14 protein-coding genes are annotated in these 17,015 nt (G+C 70.4%); 10 read left to right on the forward strand and 4 right to left on the reverse strand.

The window, feature by feature from the left end:
- Positions 1 to 20: 20 nt before the first annotated feature.
- The 3 genes from JWP65_RS04315 to JWP65_RS04325 are packed head-to-tail and all read left to right on the forward strand — an operon-like array spanning position 21 to position 4,005.
- Positions 21 to 2,609 carry a circularly permuted type 2 ATP-grasp protein gene (locus JWP65_RS04315; RefSeq protein ID WP_367280468.1) on the forward strand — a complete coding sequence of 863 codons (2,589 nt, stop codon included), beginning with the start codon at positions 21 to 23 and terminating at the stop codon, positions 2,607 to 2,609.
- Between the two features lies 1 nt (position 2,610).
- Positions 2,611 to 3,525: a transglutaminase family protein gene (locus tag JWP65_RS04320; protein WP_299760687.1), complete on the forward strand. Its 915-nt coding sequence runs from the start codon at positions 2,611 to 2,613 to the stop codon at positions 3,523 to 3,525.
- 27 nt (positions 3,526 to 3,552) lie between these two features.
- On the forward strand, positions 3,553 to 4,005 hold the full coding sequence (locus JWP65_RS04325) for a RidA family protein (protein ID WP_299760689.1): 453 nt from the start codon (positions 3,553 to 3,555) through the stop codon (positions 4,003 to 4,005).
- Between the two features lie 543 nt (positions 4,006 to 4,548).
- Here JWP65_RS04325 and parC read toward each other — a convergent pair.
- Genes parC through JWP65_RS04345 form a run of 4 tightly spaced genes read right to left on the reverse strand, consistent with a single transcriptional unit; the run spans position 4,549 to position 10,875 of the window.
- Positions 4,549 to 6,876, reverse strand: a complete 2,328-nt coding sequence (gene parC / locus JWP65_RS04330) for a DNA topoisomerase IV subunit A (RefSeq protein WP_299760691.1) — start codon at positions 6,874 to 6,876, stop codon at positions 4,549 to 4,551.
- A 24-nt stretch (positions 6,877 to 6,900) separates the two neighbouring features.
- A complete protein-coding gene (locus JWP65_RS04335; protein ID WP_299760693.1) occupies positions 6,901 to 8,049 on the reverse strand; it encodes a diguanylate cyclase in 1,149 nt (382 codons plus the stop codon).
- A gap of 22 nt (positions 8,050 to 8,071) precedes the next feature.
- Positions 8,072 to 8,899 (reverse strand): lytic transglycosylase domain-containing protein, encoded by an 828-nt coding sequence (locus JWP65_RS04340; protein ID WP_299760695.1) that lies wholly within the window; start codon positions 8,897 to 8,899, stop codon positions 8,072 to 8,074.
- A gap of 5 nt (positions 8,900 to 8,904) precedes the next feature.
- On the reverse strand, positions 8,905 to 10,875 hold the full coding sequence (locus tag JWP65_RS04345; protein ID WP_299760697.1) for a DNA topoisomerase IV subunit B: 1,971 nt from the start codon (positions 10,873 to 10,875) through the stop codon (positions 8,905 to 8,907).
- Between the two features lie 158 nt (positions 10,876 to 11,033).
- On the opposite strand from JWP65_RS04345, the gene JWP65_RS04350 reads away from it, so the two are divergent.
- The 7 genes from JWP65_RS04350 (at position 11,034) to JWP65_RS04380 (ending at position 16,699) form a co-directional block, all read left to right on the forward strand.
- Positions 11,034 to 12,260 carry an MFS transporter gene (locus JWP65_RS04350; RefSeq protein WP_299760699.1) on the forward strand — a complete coding sequence of 409 codons (1,227 nt, stop codon included), beginning with the start codon at positions 11,034 to 11,036 and terminating at the stop codon, positions 12,258 to 12,260.
- 2 nt (positions 12,261 to 12,262) lie between these two features.
- Positions 12,263 to 12,394: a hypothetical protein gene (locus JWP65_RS04355; protein WP_299760701.1), complete on the forward strand. Its 132-nt coding sequence runs from the start codon at positions 12,263 to 12,265 to the stop codon at positions 12,392 to 12,394.
- Positions 12,391 to 13,212 (forward strand): SDR family oxidoreductase, encoded by an 822-nt coding sequence (locus tag JWP65_RS04360; RefSeq protein WP_299760703.1) that lies wholly within the window; start codon positions 12,391 to 12,393, stop codon positions 13,210 to 13,212. Before JWP65_RS04355 ends, JWP65_RS04360 begins: the two co-directional genes overlap by 4 nt.
- The gene (locus JWP65_RS04365) at positions 13,199 to 13,735 is read left to right on the forward strand and encodes a bifunctional 2-polyprenyl-6-hydroxyphenol methylase/3-demethylubiquinol 3-O-methyltransferase UbiG (RefSeq protein ID WP_299760705.1); all 537 of its coding nucleotides are present in this window, start codon (positions 13,199 to 13,201) and stop codon (positions 13,733 to 13,735) included. Before JWP65_RS04360 ends, JWP65_RS04365 begins: the two co-directional genes overlap by 14 nt.
- Positions 13,736 to 13,768: 33 nt before the next feature.
- The gene (gene dapA, locus JWP65_RS04370; protein ID WP_299760707.1) at positions 13,769 to 14,656 is read left to right on the forward strand and encodes a 4-hydroxy-tetrahydrodipicolinate synthase; all 888 of its coding nucleotides are present in this window, start codon (positions 13,769 to 13,771) and stop codon (positions 14,654 to 14,656) included.
- Positions 14,657 to 14,697: 41 nt separating this feature from the next.
- A complete protein-coding gene (gene bamC, locus JWP65_RS04375; RefSeq protein ID WP_299760709.1) occupies positions 14,698 to 15,777 on the forward strand; it encodes an outer membrane protein assembly factor BamC in 1,080 nt (359 codons plus the stop codon).
- Between the two features lie 142 nt (positions 15,778 to 15,919).
- Positions 15,920 to 16,699 carry an MBL fold metallo-hydrolase gene (locus tag JWP65_RS04380; RefSeq protein ID WP_299760711.1) on the forward strand — a complete coding sequence of 260 codons (780 nt, stop codon included), beginning with the start codon at positions 15,920 to 15,922 and terminating at the stop codon, positions 16,697 to 16,699.
- The last annotated feature ends 316 nt before the right edge of the window (positions 16,700 to 17,015 follow it).

Raw genomic sequence — 17,015 nt, forward strand, 5'->3', positions numbered from 1 at the left:
TGCAACCTACCCATCCATCGCTGTTCGGCCACCATGCCGGACAAACGCAAGCCGCGCTCGCCGCGGCGATGGCGCCGCCCGCCGCCGCCGGCCATTACGACGAATTGCGCGGCGGCGTCGCCGGGCCGCCGGTGCCCGGCACTCGGGCAGTCGCCGCCGACTCGCTGCCGACCGCCGACTGGGCGCGCTTTTTCGAGCACCTGGGCCCGGACGGCTTTGCCGACCTGAACCGGCGCACCACCAACCTGCGGCGGCAGGTGCGCGACAACGGCATCACCTACAACGTCTACGCCGAAGGCGGCGGCCCGCAGCGACCCTGGTCGCTGGACCTGTTCCCGCTGATCATCTCGCCGGGCAGCTGGCAGCAGATCGAGTCCGGCGTGCTGCAGCGAGTGCGGTTGCTCGAACACATCCTGGACGACGTCTACGGCCCGCAGCAGCTGCTGGCGGCCAACCTGCTGCCGCCGGCGCTGGTGCAAGGCCATCCCGGCTACCTGCGGCCGATGCACGGCGTCAAGGTGGCGGGCGGGCGGCGGCTGCACATCGCCGCCTTCGACCTGGCGCGCGATCCGTCCGGCGCCTGGTGGGTGCTGGCGCAGCGCACGCAGGCACCGTCCGGCCTGGGCTACCTGCTGGAAAACCGGCTGATCACCTCGCGCCTGTTTCCCCAAGCCTTCAGCGACCTGAAGGTGCAGCGGCTGGCCGCCACCTACCGCGCGCTGCTCGAGAGCATGAAGGCCATGTGCCCGGCCGCCGACGGCGAGCCGCGCATCGTGCTGCTGACGCCCGGCCCGTACAACGAAACCTACTTCGAGCACGCCTACCTGGCGCGCTACCTGGGCCTGACCCTGGTCGAGGGCAGCGACCTGACGGTGCGCGACCAGAAGCTGTACCTCAAGACGCTGCGCGGGCTGGAGCCGGTGCACGGGCTGCTCAAGCGGCTGGACGACGAGTTCCTGGATCCGCTGGAGCTGCGCGCCGACTCGCGCCTGGGCGTGCCCGGCCTGCTGCAGGCGATCCGCGCCGGCAACGTGCTGATCGGCAATGCGCCCGGCTCGGGCTTTCTGGAGTCGTCGGCCCTGCTCGGCTTCCTGCCGGCGCTCAGCCGCAAGCTGCTTGGCGAGGAACTGCAGTTGCCGGCCGTGGCCACCTGGTGGTGCGGCGAACGCGCGGCGATGGAGGAAGCGCTGCCGGAACTGGACCATTCGGTCATCAAGCGCACCTACGCCAGCAACGGCGCCGGCACGGTGCTGGGCCGCAGCCAGACCCGGCGCCAGCTCGACGAAATGGCCGAGCGCATCGTGCGCGAGCCCGACCAGTACGCGGTGCAGGCTTACCTGCCGCTGTCGCAGATGCCGACCTGGAAGAGCGCGCGCTCGGGCGACCACATCTTGCCGCGCTCGCTGCTGCTGCGCGTGTTCGCCGTCTCGGACGGCGCCGACGGCTGGCGGGTGCTGCCCGGCGGGCTGGCCCGCATCACCGGCGGCGAGCGCGAGATCGCCTCCATGCAGCGCGGCGGCAGCAGTGCCGACACCTGGGCACTGACGGAGGGCGAGGTCGACACCACCAGCCTGCTGCAGCACGAACATCCTTCGATGGACACGCCGCACCGCCGGGCTCCGGTCACCAGCCGCGCCGGCGAAAACCTGTTCTGGCTGGGCCGCTACACCGAGCGCACCGAAAACACCGCGCGGCTGGCGCGCCTGGCCATTGAGGGACTCAATGGCGAAGACCAGTCCTCGCAGCCGCTGCTGGCCTGGCTGAGCGAGATGGCCGCCGCCAACGCGCTGGTGCTGGCCGCGGTGCCGCCGGCGACGCAGTCGCGCCGCGTGTTCGAGCGCTCGCTGGTGGCGGGGCTGGCGGACGGCCGGCAGGCCAGCAGCGTCGGCTTCAACCTGTGCGGCGTGCGCAAGGCGGCCGCCGCCGTGCGCGAGCGGCTGTCGCAGGAGCAGTGGAACCTGATGGTGCGCGCCGAGCAGGAGTTCAGCCAGGGCTGCGCCGCCTGCACCGGCGAAACGGACTACTCCTCGGTCGAGGCGCTGCGGGTGCTGGAGACGCTGTCGGGCCACACGGCCGCCATGACCGGCGCCCAGACCGACCGCATGACGCGCGACGACGGCTGGCGGCTGCTGTCCACGGGGCGCCACCTGGAGCGCCTGGGGTTCCTGGGCCAGGCCCTGCTGCTGGCGTTCGAGACCGGCGCCGTCCACGACGAAGCCGGCTTCGAGGCCGTGGTGGCCCTGTTCGACAGCACCATCACCTTCCATGCCCACTACCAGCAGCGGCACGACGTGGCCGCCTTGCTCGACCTACTGGTGCTGGACCAGGACAACCCACGCTCGCTCGGCTGGGTGGCGCAGACCCTGCGCGCGCGCCTGGGCAAGCTGGCCGGCCTGCCGGCCGGGCGCATCCCGCTGCTGGCCCTGCCGGTGCCCGACCCGCAAGGCTGGACGCTGGAAGCGCTGTGCGAGCGCGACGAAGACGGCGACTACCCGCAGCTGGTCGAATTGCTGCAGCAATGCGTGGACGCCGCCTATCGCCTCTCCGACGACCTGACCGCCCGCTACTTCGCCCACTCCGGCGACGCCCGCTACAGCGTGGGAGCCTGACATGCTGCTGCACATCCGGCACGAGACCAGCTACGACTACGTGCCGCCGGTTCGAACCGCGCAGCACATGACGCACATGAAGCCGCTGCACGGCCAGGGCCAGCGCCTGCTCAGCCACCGCCTGACGGTCAGCCCCACGCCCGCCCAGCAGAACGAATCGGTGGACGTGTACGGCAACACCCGCGCCTTCTTCAGCCTGCAAGGCGCGCACGAAGACCTGAAGGTGGTGGCCGAGAGCCTGGTGGCGACCAGCGCGCCGCCCGGCCCTGCGCCCGGCCTGCCGTGGGAGGAAGTGCGCGAGCGCATGCGCTACCACCGTGCCAGCCGCTACGACCCGGCCTCGGAGTTCGCCTTCGCCTCGCCCTACGTGCCGCGCCACCAGGACTTCGTGGCCTATGCGGCGGCGAGCTTTCCGCGCGGGCGGCCGTTGCCGGAGGCGGCGCGCGACCTGATGCGGCGCATCCACGCCGACTTCGCGTACGAGACCACCGCCACCGACGAGAACACGCCGGCACTGGAGGCGCTGGCCTTGCGCAAGGGCGTGTGCCAGGACCTCGCCCACGTGATGCTGGGCTGCCTGCGCAGCCTGGGCCTGCCGGCGCGCTACGTCAGCGGCTACCTGCTGACGCAGCCGCCGCCGGGGCGGCCGCGGCTGGTGGGCAGCGACGCCTCGCACGCCTGGGTGTCGCTGTACCTGCCGGCCGCGGACGATGCGCCCGGCAGCTGGACCGAACTGGATCCCACCAACGATCGCGCGCCCGGCGAAGACTACGTGACGCTGGCCCGGGGCCGCGACTTTTCCGACGTCTCGCCGATGCGCGGCGTGATCCACGGCGGCGCCAGCCACCGGCTGCGGGTGGCGGTGACGGTGGCGCCGGCGGAGCCGCACGCCCTCGCGGCCGAAGCCGCTCCTTAGAATCGGTCGCATTCCAAGGAGCATCCAATGAGCGTCTACGACAAGCTGAAGGAACTGAACATCACCCTGCCGCCGGTGGCCACGCCGGCCGCGGCCTACGTGCCGTTCGTGCGCACCGGCAACCTGGTGTTCCTGTCCGGGCACATCGCCCGCAAGGACGGCAAGACCTGGGCCGGCAAGCTGGGCCAGGACATGGCCACCGAGGAAGGCAAGGCGGCCGCGCGCGCGATCGCCATCGACCTGCTGGGCACGCTGCACGCCGCCGTGGGCGACCTGAACCAGGTCAAGCGCATCGTCAAGCTGCTCGGACTGGTCAATTCGACCGGCAGCTTCACCGAGCACCACCTGGTGGTCAACGGCGCCAGCGAGCTGCTGGCCGAAGTGTTCGGCTCGAAAGGCGCGCATGCGCGCAGTGCCTTCGGCGTGGCGCAGATTCCCACCGGGGCCTGCGTGGAGATCGAGCTGATCGTGGAAGTCTGAGGGCGGCGGCAGCACCAGCACGGCGGCGCGCGCCGCCGCTGGCCACCAGATCGATGCGGGGCAAGTATTGGCCTTGCGCGGGCCGTGGCGGCAGCCGTGATCGTTCTGCCAACACGTCCGACTTCCAGCTGCGCCGCACCCGGGAGAAGCTGGGCTTCCCCTTTCGGGGTGCCGAACGCGAAGCGGCCCACGACCTGGGTTGGCCGGGGGCCCCGCCGCGCATGAAGCAGGCCAAGCCCGCCAAGCCCTGGCCCTGGCCGTAGGAAACGAAAGGTCAAGGCACTCACGGTCGCAATCCGCACCGGGGCGAAGCGGAGGGACTTGGATCCGCCGAACAATGCGCAGTGAGCGCGGCTCCCGGATCCGCACGACCTGGCGCCAGCCCGGGGCGGCCCGCCTTGGCGAAATAAAGGAGGAGGCGCGGGCGCAGCCCGCGCGGGGGACATTCGCCAAGGCAGGTCGCCCGGACCGGCGCGGCAAAAAGGCCACGTCCCCACCACGCCACACGAAAGCCCGGGGCCCCCGCCTGCGCGGGGGGGACGGTCACTCCACCCGCGTCACCGCCAGCGGCTTGAACCCCAGATCCGCCGCCTTGCCCTTGCGCCCGCGCCCCGCCTTGGCGTTGTTCAGCGAGCGGATCTCCAGCACTTCCTCGCGTTCCTTGTCGCCGCGGCCGATGCCGGTGATGCGCACCGAGCGCGTGTAGGCGGCGGCGCCCGCCAGTTCCTCCTTGGGCTCCAGGTCGATCAGCATCAGGCCGCGGCCGCCATTGGCCATGGGCTTGAGCTCGCCGATCTCGAACGTCAGGATGCGCTTGCCGGTGGAGGCGCAGCACACGTGCGTGGCCGGCGCCGCTGGCGGCACGTTGGCCGGCGACGGCCGGCACACCGTCTCGCCGGCGCCCAGCGACAGGAAGGTCTTGCCGCCCTTTTGCCGCGACACCATGTTTTCCACCTGCGCCAGAAAGCCGTAGCCGCCCGAGTTGGACAGCAGCAGCCAGGCGCTGGCGGCACCGGCGAAATAGTGCAGCAGCTGCGTGCCCGCCTCCAGTTCGACCAGCGTGGTCATCGGCTGGCCGTCGCCGCGCGCACCCGGCAGCAGCGCCACCGGCACCGAGTAGACCCGGCCGTTGCTGCCGAAAGCCAGCAAGGTGTCGACGGTGCGGCACTCGAAGGTGGCGTACAGGCCGTCGCCGGCCTTGAAGGCGAAGCTGGCGGCGTCGTGCCCATGGGCCTGGCGCGCCCGCACCCAGCCCTTTTGCGAGACGACCACCGTCACCGGCTCGTCCACCACCTTCACTTCGGCCACCGCCTTTTTTTCGGCCTGGATCAACGTGCGACGGGCATCGCCGAACTGCTTGGTGTCGGCTTCGATCTCCTTGATCATCAGGCGGCGCAGGGCAGCGGGCGAGCCCAGGATGTCCTCCAGCCTGCCCTGCTCGGCGCGCAGTTCCTTGAGCTCCTGCTCGATCTTGATGGCTTCCAGCCGCGCCAGCTGGCGCAGCCGGATTTCCAGGATGTCCTCGGCCTGCCGCTGCGACAGCGCGAAGCGCGCCATCAGCGCCTGCCGCGGCTCGTCGGCGGCGCGGATGATCGCGATCACCTCGTCGATGTTCAGCAGCACCAGCTGCCGGCCCTCCAGGATGTGGCTGCGGTCCATCACCTTTTCCAGGCGATGGCGCGAGCGCCGCTCGATGGTGCGCTGGCGAAACTCGATCCACTCGGTCAGCATCAGCCGGATCGACTTCTGCACCGGCTTGCCGTCCAGCCCCACCATGGTCAGGTTGATCGGCGCCGAGGTTTCCAGGCTGGTGTGCGCCAGCAGCGAGGTGATCAGCTCGCCCTGGTCGATGCGGCTGGTCTTGGGCTCGAACACCAGGCGCACCGGCGCGTCCTTGCTCGACTCGTCGCGCACGGTGTCGAGCACCGACAGCAGCGTCTGCTTGAGCTGTACCTGGTCGGCCGACAGGGCCTTCTTGCCGGCCTTGACCTTGGGGTTGGTCAACTCCTCGATCTCCTCGAGCACCCGCTGGGTGCTGACGCCGGGCGGCAGCTCGGTCACCACCAGCTGCCACTGGCCGCGCGCCAGTTCCTCGATCTTCCAGCGGGCCCGCACCTTGAGCGAGCCGCGGCCGCTGCGGTAGGCGTCGGCGATGTCGCCGGCGCTGCTGATGATCTGACCGCCGCCCGGGTAGTCCGGGCCCGGCAGCAAGCTGAGAAGGTCCTCCTCGGACAGCTTGGGGTTCTTGACCAGCGCCACGCAGGCCTCGGCCACTTCGCGCAGGTTGTGGCTGGGGATCTCGGTGGCCAGGCCGACCGCGATGCCGCTGGCGCCATTGAGCAGCGTGAACGGCAGCCGCGCCGGCAGCACCAGCGGCTCCTGCGTGCTGCCGTCGTAGTTCAGCGTGAACTCCACCGTGCCTTCGTCGATCTCGTCCATCAGCAGGTTGCTGATGCGCGCCAGCCGCGCCTCGGTGTAGCGCATCGCCGCCGCGCCGTCGCCGTCGCGGCTGCCGAAGTTGCCCTGGCCGTCGATCAGCGGGTAGCGCTGGGCGAAGTCCTGCGCCATGCGCACCAGCGCGTCGTAGGCGGCCTGGTCGCCGTGCGGGTGGAACCGGCCCAGCACGTCGCCCACGACCCGCGCGCACTTGACCGGCCTGGGGCCGCTGCCGGTGCCGAAGCCCAGGCCCATGCGGTACATCGAGTACAGGATCCGCCGCTGCACCGGCTTCTGGCCGTCGGCCACGTCCGGCAGCGCCCGGCCCTTGACCACGCTCAGCGCGTATTCCAGGTAGGCGCGCTGGGCGTAGGTGGCCAGGTCCAGGCTGGTGTCGTCGCCGTCGCCGGCGAAGGTGGTGAGTTCTTGCTCCATGGATTCGCGAAAAAGGGAAAGGGATCAGGGGGCTGCGGCCAGCAGGTCTTCATGGCTCAACGTGACGATACGGCGCTCGGAGCCGCCCTTGACCTCGTGGTCGAGCCGCTGCGAGAGCTTGTGCAGCAGCTGCTTGGGCGTGGTGTCGTCGGCCGGCACCGCGCACAGCACGATCCGAAAGCGCAGGAATTCGGAGCGCACCGCCGGCAGCGGCTCCTTCAGGCCCGCCACCAGGATGCGGCTGGCCACGGACGACGCCGCCTCGCCCGCCGCCACGCCTTCGGCCAGCACGCCAATGCGGGTGTGGCTCAGGCGCGCCACCACGTCGCCGTCGCGCAGCATGGAATCGCGGACCCGCTCGGCCGCGGCCAGAACGGCGGACTCGCCGGCTTCGGGGCCGAACTCCTGCGACAGCGACGCCAGGTTCTCGATGTGGACCAGCATCAGCACGCTGGGGTGGCCGTAGCGGCGTGTCAGGTGGCGCGCCGCTACGACCCGCTCGTTCAGCACCAGCGGCGTGGCCAACCCGGTGAGCGGGTCGATGGTGTTGCGCGCCTTGATGCGGGCCCGCGTCTCGCCGTGGATGCGGCCGCGCCAGCCGGTGGCCAGGTAGACGCAGGCGCTCCAGGCTGTCAGCAGGGCACCCACCGCCAGAGCCGACTCCAGTTCGTCGGCCAGCACCGGCGCCACGATGCCGGCGCCGGCCAGCAGCAGCGCCGCCGACGCCGGCGCCAGCCACCAGACCCAGGGCTGGCTCTGGCGCCAGGCCCGCGCCAGCAGGATGGCCACCACCACAGCCCACAGCAGCAACCCGGCCAGCACGAACACGCGGCTGAAGGTGGCCGCGACCGCCAGCAGCGGCAGCGCCACGGCGCTGGTGAACAGCAGCAGGCGCCGGGCCCGCCGCAGCGCGCCGGCGTGGCTCATGAGGTCGAGCAGCTGCAGGCCGGCCAGAGCCGGCACCAGCAGGAACACCGCGCCGGCCTGGACCATGGGCTGACGGCCGATCAGCGACTGCATCGTCAGCACCGACAGCAGCGTCGCCGCCGCGTGCAGCAGCAGCGCGCGCTCGCGGTAGGCGTTGGCCTTGATGACGCAGAAGAAGACGACGAGCACCTGGGCCCCGACCAGGGCGCCCAGCCAGAGCGCCTGGGGATCGATCAAGCCGTTCATGGGCGGCCGCCCCGGATCCGGCTCATTCGGCGCCGGCCGGTGCCGCCGCGAGGGCGGGCGGCATGTTGCCGCGGCCCAGGGCGCCGCCCGGCCCAGCCAAATGCATCCGCACCCGATTGGGCGGCTGGCCGCCTTGGACCATGGCCGGCGGCTTGAGCAAGGTGTACAGCTGCATCACGGTGCGCACGTAGTTCTGGGTCTCGCGGTAGTTCGGGATCCGGTTGCCGGCCCGCTGCACCGCGCCCTCGCCGGCGTTGTAGGCGGCCAGCGCCAGTTCCAGCTGCCCGGGGAACCGGCGCATCAGGTCGCGCAGGTAGCGCGTGCCGGCGCGGATGTTGGTGCGCGGGTCGGTCAGCTTCTGCTCCAGCGCCAGCTTGCGGTCGCTGCTGACGCCGTAGCGCTGCGCCGTGGCGGGCATCAGCTGCATCAGGCCGATGGCGCCCTTGGGCGAAACCGCGCGGGCGTCGAAGCCGGACTCGGTGGCGATCAGCGCCTGCAGCAGTTCGAACTCGACGCCGTGTTCGGCGGACGCCGCGCGCAGGTGGTGCCTGACCTGCTTGTAACTGGGCGATACGTCGAAAAAGGCCAGCAGCCTGGCGGGCGCCGGCGGCGCCGCCTCGGCCCGCGGCATCTGCACGCCGGCGCTGGTGTCGAAGCTCTCGCCGCCGCGAAAGAACAGCTGGTAGCGCTCGTCGACTTGTTCGCCGGCAAAGTGCGCCACGCCACGCTCGTCGACGAAGCCCCAGATATCAGCCCGCGCCGGGCCAGCCGCGCATGCGAGCAGCAGGGCCGCCAGCGCGCCGAAGCGACGCAATCGGGGCGGCAGGGCGATGCAGCGCGGCTTGGCCATCTCGCTCAGACGTCGATGTCCACGTCGTGGCCGTGCAGTTCCATCAGCTCGCGCCGCGACGCCGCCTCGCCCTTGCCCATCAGCTTGGTGATCAGGCTTTCGGTGCCGGCGAAGTCGAACTTGCCCAGCGCCACCGGCAGCAGTCGGCGCGTGTCGGGGTTGAGCGTGGTGTCCCACAGCTGCTCGGCGCTCATCTCGCCCAGGCCCTTGAAGCGGCTGATGCTCCAGGCGCCTTCCGTGACGCCTTCCTTGCGCAGCTTGTCCAGGGTGGCCGTGAGCTCGCCGGCGTCCAGCGCGTACATCTTGGCGGCCGGCTTCTTGCCGCGCGCCGGCGCGTCGACGCGAAACAGCGGCGGCCGCGCGATGTAGACGTTGCCCGAAGCGATCAGCTTGGGGAAGTGGCGAAAGAACAGCGTCAGCAGCAGCACCTGGATGTGCGAGCCGTCGACGTCGGCGTCCGACAGGATGCAGACCTTGCCGTAGCGCAGGCCGGTCAGGTCGGGCGTGTCGTTCGGCCCGTGCGGATCGACGCCGATGGCCACCGAGATGTCGTGGATCTCGTTGTTGGCGAACAGCCGGTCGCGGTCCACCTCCCAGGTATTGAGCACCTTGCCGCGCAGCGGCAGCACGGCCTGGGACTCCTTGTCACGGCCCATCTTGGCGCTGCCGCCGGCGGAGTCGCCCTCCACCAGGAACAGCTCGTTGTGCGCCAGATCCTTGCTTTCGCAGTCGGTCAGCTTGCCGGGCAGAACGGCGACGCCGGAGCCCTTGCGCTTTTCGACCTTCTGGCCCGCCTTCTGGCGCGACTGGGCCGCCCTGATCGCCAGCTCCGCCAACTTCCTGCCGTATTCGACGTGCTGGTTCAGCCACAGCTCCAGCGCCGGCCGCACGAAGCTGGAGACCAGCCGCACGGCGTCGCGCGAGTTCAGCCGCTCCTTGATCTGGCCCTGGAACTGCGGGTCCAGCACCTTGGCCGACAGCACGTAGGAGGCCCGCGCGAACACGTCCTCGGGCAGCAGCTTGACGCCCTTGGGCTGCAGGTTGTGCAGCTCGATGAAGCTCTTGACGGCGTTGAACAGGCCGTCGCGCAGGCCGCTTTCGTGGGTGCCGCCGGCGGTGGTGGGGATCAGGTTGACGTAGCTCTCGCGCACCGGCTGGCCGTCTTCGGTGAAGGCCACGCACCAGCCGGCGCCCTCGCCTTCGGCGAAGTTGTCGTTGCTGTCGGCGGCGTAGCCCTCGCCCTCGAACAACGGGATCACCGGATCGCCGTTCAGGGTCTGCATCAGGTAGTCGCGCAGGCCGCCCTTGTACTGCCAGCTCTGGACGTCTTTTTTCTTCTCGTCGTGCAGCTGCACCGTCACGCCGGGCATCAGCACCGCCTTGCTGCGCAGCAGGTGGGCCAGCTCCGCCATCGGCAAGGCGGTGGTCTCGAAGTACTTGGCGTCGGGCCAGGCCCGCACGGTGGTGCCTTGCTTGCGGTCTTCCGGTCCGGCCTTGCGCAACTGCAGCGGCTCGACCACGTCGCCGCCGGCGAACACGATGGTGGCGACCTGCCCTTCGCGGTAGCTGGTCACTTCCATCCGCCTGGACAGCGCGTTGGTCACCGACACGCCGACGCCGTGCAGGCCGCCGGAAAAGCTGTAGGCGCCGCCCTTGCCCTTGTCGAACTTGCCGCCGGCGTGCAGCCGGGTGAACACCAGCTCGAGCACCGGCGCGTTCTCTTCGGGGTGCAGGCCGAACGGGATGCCGCGGCCGTCGTCCTCGATGCTGGTGGAGCCGTCGGGGTGCAGGAACACCCGCAGCCGCTTGCCGTGGCCGGCCAGCGCCTCGTCCGCGGCGTTGTCCAGCACCTCCTGCAAGATGTGCAAGGGGGTGTCGGTGCGCGTGTACATCCCCGGGCGCTGCTTGACGGGCTCGAGGCCCTTGAGCACCCGGATCGAACCTTCCGAGTAGGCGGGCGAGGGTTTGGTGGCCATAGGGTGGCGGATTGTAGTCCCGTCCGGCAAGTTCACTGGATGGACATCCAGTTACACCCAATTCATGCCGCGCCGTCATCAGTCAAGCCCGAAGATGGCAACGGGGTTGTCAACGTCGCCGTCAGCAACGGCGCTGCCTTCTCGCTACAGTTCGCGCCATGCAGTCCGCCGCCGCCACCAAGCTGTCGATGACCCAGGTCCTCGTCGCAGGCGCCATGGTCGTCACCCTGTCCATGGGCATCCGCCACGGCTTTGGCCTGTGGCTGCTGCCGGTGACGCAGGCCCATGGCTGGGACCGCGGCACTTTCTCGTTCGCGCTGGCGATCCAGAACCTGTCGTGGGGGATCATCGGCATCTTCGCCGGCATGATCGCGGACCGTTTCGGCGCCTTCCGGGTGCTGCTCGGGGGCAGCGTCGCATTCGCCCTCGGGCTGGTGGGCATGGCATTGGCCAAGGACGCGCTGACCTTCACCCTGGCCGCCGGCGTGCTGATCGGGGCGGCCCAGGCCGGCACCACCTACGCGGTGGTCTACGGCGTCATCGGCCGGCAGATCGATCCCTCGAAGCGGTCCTGGGCGATGGGCGTGGCGGCTGCGGCCGGCTCGTTCGGCCAGTTCCTGATGGTGCCGGTGGAAGGCGCGCTGATCCGCGAGCTGGGCTGGGACCAGGCGCTGCTGGCGCTGTCCCTGGTGGCGCTGCTGATCGTGCCGCTGGCCTTCTTCCTGCGCGAGCCGGGCTTCGCCAGCGGCGCGGCGCCGGTCAGGCGCGAGCAGACCATCCTGCAGGCCTTGGGCGAGGCTTTCATATACCCGAGCTTCCAGCTGCTGATGGCGGGCTACTTCGTCTGCGGCTTCCAGGTCGTGTTCATCGGCGTCCACCTGCCCAGCTACCTGAAGGACAAAGGCTTGTCACCCGAGATCGCCAGCTATGCGCTGGGCCTGATCGGCCTGTTCAACGTGGTCGGCACCTACATCGCCGGCACGCTCGGCCAGCGCATCGCCAGGCGCAAGATCCTGGCCGGCATCTACCTTGGCCGCTCCATCGCCATCGCCCTGTTCCTGCTGGCGCCGCTGTCGCCGCTGTCGGTCTACCTGTTTTCGTCCGTGATCGGGCTGCTGTGGCTGTCCACGGTGCCGCCCACCAATGCCACCGTCGCTGGCATCTTCGGGGTGGCGCACCTGTCCATGCTGGGCGGCTTCGTCTTCTTTTCGCACCAGATCGGCTCCTTCCTGGGCGTGTGGCTGGGCGGCGTGCTGTACGACCGCACCGGCAGCTACGACGTGGTCTGGTACATCTCCATCGCGCTGGGCATCTTCGCGGCGATCGTCAATCTGCCGGTGCGCGAGACGCCGATCGTGCGCGGCCCGGCGCCGCAGGCGGCCTGAGCATGGCGATTCGCGCCAGGAAACTGCTGGCCTACGGGGTCGCCATCGCGCTGCTGCTGGCGGTGTTCGGCCTGTACACCCGGCCGGAGGCGATGGTGGTGCTGGGGGATTTCGTCTGGGCTTGCTTCAATTGAACGTCACCCTCATCACCGGCGGCTCCGACGGCATCGGCGCCGAGATGGCGCGCCAGCTGGCCGTCAGGCATGGCGCGCAGCTGGCTCTGGTGCTGGCCGGGCGCAGCCAGCCAAAGCTCGAAGGGGTGGCAGCCCAGTGCCGCGCGCACGGCGCCCAGGTGCTGGTCGTCGCCATGGACGTGGCGCAGGAGGCGCAGTGCCGCTCGCTGGTCGACCAGACGCTGCAGCAGTTCGGCCACCTCGACACATTGGTCAACAACGCCGGCATGTCGGCCCAGGCCTTGTTCGCCGACGTGACCGCCGACGACCTGCACTGGTACGAAGACCTGATGAAGGTCAACCTCTGGGGCGCCGTCTGGTGCACCCATGCCGCCTTGCCGCACCTGGTGGCCAGCGGCGGCCGGATCGTCGCCGTCAGCTCGCTGGCGGGGCTGGTCGGCGTGCCGGGCCGCACCGCCTACAGCGCCACCAAGTTCGCGATGACGGGCTTTTTCGAGGCGCTGCGGCCGGAACTCAAGGGCGCAGGCGTCAGCGTGACCAGCGCCTACCCGGGCGTGGTGGCCACCGCCATCCGCCATCGCGGCTTCAATGCGCGTGGCCGGCCGGCCGGCGCCAGCGGGTTGAAGGAAGACGAGGCGATGTCGGTCGAGGAATGCGCGCGGCTGATCATCGAAGGCATGGACGCCCGCCGGCGTGAAGTGGTGATGACCGCCAAGGGCAGGCTGGGGCGCTTCATGAAGCTGCTGACGCCCGGCATCGTGGAGCGGCTGGCCATGGCGGTGCTGAAGGACGAGGTCAAGCCGCGTGCACGGGACTGAAGCGCCCTCCCCCTGGATCGCCCGCTGGAGCCACCTGCTGCCGGCCGCTGGCGCGGTGCTGGACGTGGCCTGCGGGCGGGGCCGGCACCTGCGCTGGTTCGCCCAGCGCGGACACCCCGTGACCGGGGTCGACCGCGATGCGGACGCGCTGGCCACGCTGGACGGCATCGGCGAGACCGTCCTGGCCGATATCGAGAACGGCCCCTGGCCCCTGGCGGGGCGCCGGTTCGCAGGCGTGGTCGTCACCAACTACCTGTGGCGGCCGCTGCTGCCGCAGCTGCTGGCGGCGGTCGCGCCCGCTGGCGTGCTGCTTTACGAAACCTTTGCCCAGGGCAATGAAAGCGTGGGCAGGCCGTCGCGCCCGGACTTCCTGCTGGCGCCCGGGGAACTGCTGCGGGCCTGCGCCGGCCTGCGGGTGGTGGCTTACGAGGACGGCTTCCTCGATGCCCCGCCGCGTTTCGTGCAGCGGATCGCCGCCGTGCGCGATGCACCGCAGCCCGCAACGCCGCGCTACCAGCTCTAGCTACAATCACCTATTCCCCGGAAGCAGCGTCAAATGACACCGATTACTGGCAGCATCGTGGCCCTGGTCACGCCGATGCACGACAACGGCAGTGTGGACTACCCCACGCTGCGCAAGCTCGTGGACTGGCACATCGCCGAAGGCACGGACTGCATCGGCGTGGTCGGCACCACCGGCGAGTCGCCCACCGTGGACGTCGACGAGCACCGCGAGATCATCCGCGTGGCCGTGGAGCAGGCCAACGGCCGGGTGCCGATCATGGCCGGCTGCGGCGCCAATTCCACGCTCGAGGCGATCGCGCTGGCGCGCTACGCGCAAAAGGTCGGCGCCGACTGCCAGCTGCAGGTCGTTCCCTACTACAACAAGCCGACCCAGGAAGGGCAGTACCAGCACTTCAAGGCGATCGCCGAGGCCACCGGCGACCTGCCGATCGTGCTGTACAACGTACCCGGCCGCACCGTCGGCGACATGCTGCACGACACCGTGTTGCGGCTGTCCGAGGTGTCCGGCATCATCGGCATCAAGGAAGCCACCGGCAACATCGAGCGGGCGCAATGGCTGATCCGCGACGTGCCCCGCAGCTTCGCCATCTATTCGGGTGACGACCCGACCGCCGTGGCGCTGATGCTGTGCGGCGGCCAGGGCAACATCAGCGTGACGGCCAACGTCGCGCCGCGGCTGATGCACGAGCTGTGCGTGGCCGCGGTGGCCGGCGACGCGCGCAAGGCGATGGAGATCCAGCGCCTGCTGCTGCCGGTGCACAAGCACCTGTTCGTCGAGTCCAATCCGATCCCCGTGAAATGGGCCATGGCCCGCATGGGCCTGATGGGAGGCGCGCTGCGCCTGCCGATGACGCCGCTGTCCCGGGCCGCTGAGCCCGTGGTCGAAGGCGCGCTGCGCGCCGCCGGCCTGCTCGCCTGAACCGGCGCGCGTCCCCACGAATCCGAGAGAGGTAAGCCCAAGTGAAGTCATTCCTGAAGTACGGCCTGCTGGCCGTGGTCGCCGCGTTGTCCGCCTGTTCGGTGCTGGAGACCGACAAGGTCGACTACAAGAGCGCCAGCAAGGGCGTGTCGCTCGAAGTGCCGCCCGACCTGACGCAGCTGTCGCGCGATTCGCGCTACGTCGTGCCCGGCGGCCCGGTCACCGCCAGCAGCTTGCAGCTGGGCCAGTCGCTGCCCGGGGTGCCGACCGCCGCCACCGCCGTGGGCGACGTGCGCGTGGAGCGCGCCGGCAACCAGCGTTGGCTGGTGGTCAACCGGCCGGCCGACCAGCTGTGGGGCCCGGTGCGCGACTTCTGGCAGGAAAGCGGCTTCCTGCTGGCCATGGACCAGCCCAACCTGGGCATCATGGACACCGACTGGGCCGAGAACCGCGCCAAGATCCCGCATGACTTTGTGCGCGCCACGCTGGGCCGCCTGATCGACTCGGTGTACTCCACCTCCGAGCGCGACAAGTTCCGCACGCGCCTGGAGCGCACGCCCACCGGCGGCACCGAGGTCTACATCAGCCACCGCGGCATGATCGAGGTGTACAACAACACGCAAAAAGACCAGACGGTCTGGCAGCCCCGCCCGAACGACGCCGAGCTGGAAGCCGAATTCCTGCGCCGCCTGATGGTCAAGCTGGGCGTGCCGGCGGAGCAGACCCGCGCCGCCACGGCGGCCGGCGCCGACAAGCCGGTCTCGCGCGTGGCCAGCGTGAACAACCTGCCGGTGGTGGTGATCGACGAAGGCTTCGACCGCGCCTGGCGCCGGGTCGGCCTGGCCCTGGACCGCACGGGCTTCACGGTGGAAGACCGCGACCGCAGCCAGGGCACCTACTTCGTGCGCTACGTCGCGCCCAATGCCGACAAGAAGGAGCCGGGCTTGCTGGGCCGCATCTTCAGCCGCGCCAAGCCGGCCGAAGCGCCGCTCAAGTACCGCATCAACCTCAAGAGCGACGGCCCGAGCACCACGGTGTCGGTGCTCAATGCCACCGGCGCGCCGGAGACTTCGGCCGATGCGCAGCGCATCGTGCAGGTCATTGCGGACGACCTCAAATAGGCGCGCTTGAAAAGGTCGTGCCGACTTTTTCAGGTGGCCCGATCCGTGTGAGAAGGGCCGGCAAAGCAGGATCCTTCTCACAAGAGGGACCGCGCTCCATGGGATTCCGCGCGGCCCGGCGCCGCCAGCGCTTGGACTTGTTTTGATCCGCTTCAAGAACCTCGGCAGCGGCAGCTCCGGCAATGCCACCGTGGTGCAGGCCCGCAGCGGCACCGGCATCGCCCACCTGCTGGTCGACTGCGGCCTGGGCATCCGCGAGCTGGACAAGCGGCTTGGCGCCGCCGGCATGCTGGCCGACCAGGTCGATGCCATCTTCATCACCCACGAACACGGCGACCACATCGGCTGCGCCCGCCAGCTGGCGCTGCGCGAGCGCATCCCGGTCTGGATGAGCGAAGGCACGCATGCGGCCCTGGGCCACCCCGACTTCGGCGGCATGCTGCGGATCGCCTTCGACGGCGAGCCGATCGACATCGGGCCGCTGCAGGTGCAGCCGTTCACGGTGCCGCACGACGCGCGCGAACCGCTGCAATTGACCTGCACCGACGGCGCGGTGCGCCTGGGCGTGCTGACCGACCTGGGGCATGCCTCGGCGCACGTGCTGCAGCAGCTGGCCGACTGCGGCAGCCTGCTGCTCGAGTGCAACCACGATGAGGCGCTGCTGGCGGCCTCGTCCTACCCGCCGTTCCTCAAGCGCCGCGTGTCCGGCGCCTACGGCCACCTGGCCAACAGCGCGGCCGCTGGCCTGGCGCGGTCGCTGCTGGCCGCAGGCAAGCTGCGGCAGGTGATGGCCGCGCACCTGAGCGAACAGAACAACCGGCCGGAGCTGGCGCGGCAGGCGCTGGCCAATGCCCTGGGCTGCGCGCCGGCCGACATCCACGTGGCGGATGCGGCCCGCGGCAGCGACTGGCTCACGGCCTGAGGCTCAGCGCCCCACCACGCACTGGGCGGCCGTCAGCCCCACGCGCTTGCGCGCCGGCTTGCCCGGCTGCGAACTTTCCGCTTCCAGCAAGGCGGCGCCCTGCATGTGGGCCACGACTTCGCTGTTGACGCGCTCCAGCGATGAACGCTGCGGCGGCGCCGGGGTCGGTGTGGCGCCGGGTGCAGGTGCCGGCCCGGGAGCCGGCGCCGGTGCTGGCCCAGGTGCCGGGGGGGATCCGGGCGCCGGCGCGGGAGCGGGCGCAGGCGGCTCGCCTGGTGCGGGAGCGGGTGGCTCACTTGGCGCCGGAGCCGGCGGT

This window comes from Ramlibacter sp. (assembly GCF_028292805.1).
Lineage (GTDB): Bacteria > Pseudomonadota > Gammaproteobacteria > Burkholderiales > Burkholderiaceae_C > Ramlibacter.

Excerpts from the sequence above, each read along its gene's own strand:
- JWP65_RS04320 (WP_299760687.1), top strand. The coding sequence starts at position 2,611 with ATGCTGCTGCACATCCGGCACGAGACCAGCTACGACTACGTGCCGCCG.
- JWP65_RS04325 (WP_299760689.1), top strand. The coding sequence starts at position 3,553 with ATGAGCGTCTACGACAAGCTGAAGGAACTGAACATCACCCTGCCGCCG.
- parC (WP_299760691.1), bottom strand. The coding sequence starts at position 6,876 with ATGGAGCAAGAACTCACCACCTTCGCCGGCGACGGCGACGACACCAGC.
- JWP65_RS04335 (WP_299760693.1), bottom strand. The coding sequence starts at position 8,049 with ATGAACGGCTTGATCGATCCCCAGGCGCTCTGGCTGGGCGCCCTGGTC.
- JWP65_RS04340 (WP_299760695.1), bottom strand. The coding sequence starts at position 8,899 with ATGGCCAAGCCGCGCTGCATCGCCCTGCCGCCCCGATTGCGTCGCTTC.
- JWP65_RS04345 (WP_299760697.1), bottom strand. The coding sequence starts at position 10,875 with ATGGCCACCAAACCCTCGCCCGCCTACTCGGAAGGTTCGATCCGGGTG.
- JWP65_RS04350 (WP_299760699.1), top strand. The coding sequence starts at position 11,034 with ATGCAGTCCGCCGCCGCCACCAAGCTGTCGATGACCCAGGTCCTCGTC.
- JWP65_RS04355 (WP_299760701.1), top strand. The coding sequence starts at position 12,263 with ATGGCGATTCGCGCCAGGAAACTGCTGGCCTACGGGGTCGCCATCGCG.
- dapA (WP_299760707.1), top strand. The coding sequence starts at position 13,769 with ATGACACCGATTACTGGCAGCATCGTGGCCCTGGTCACGCCGATGCAC.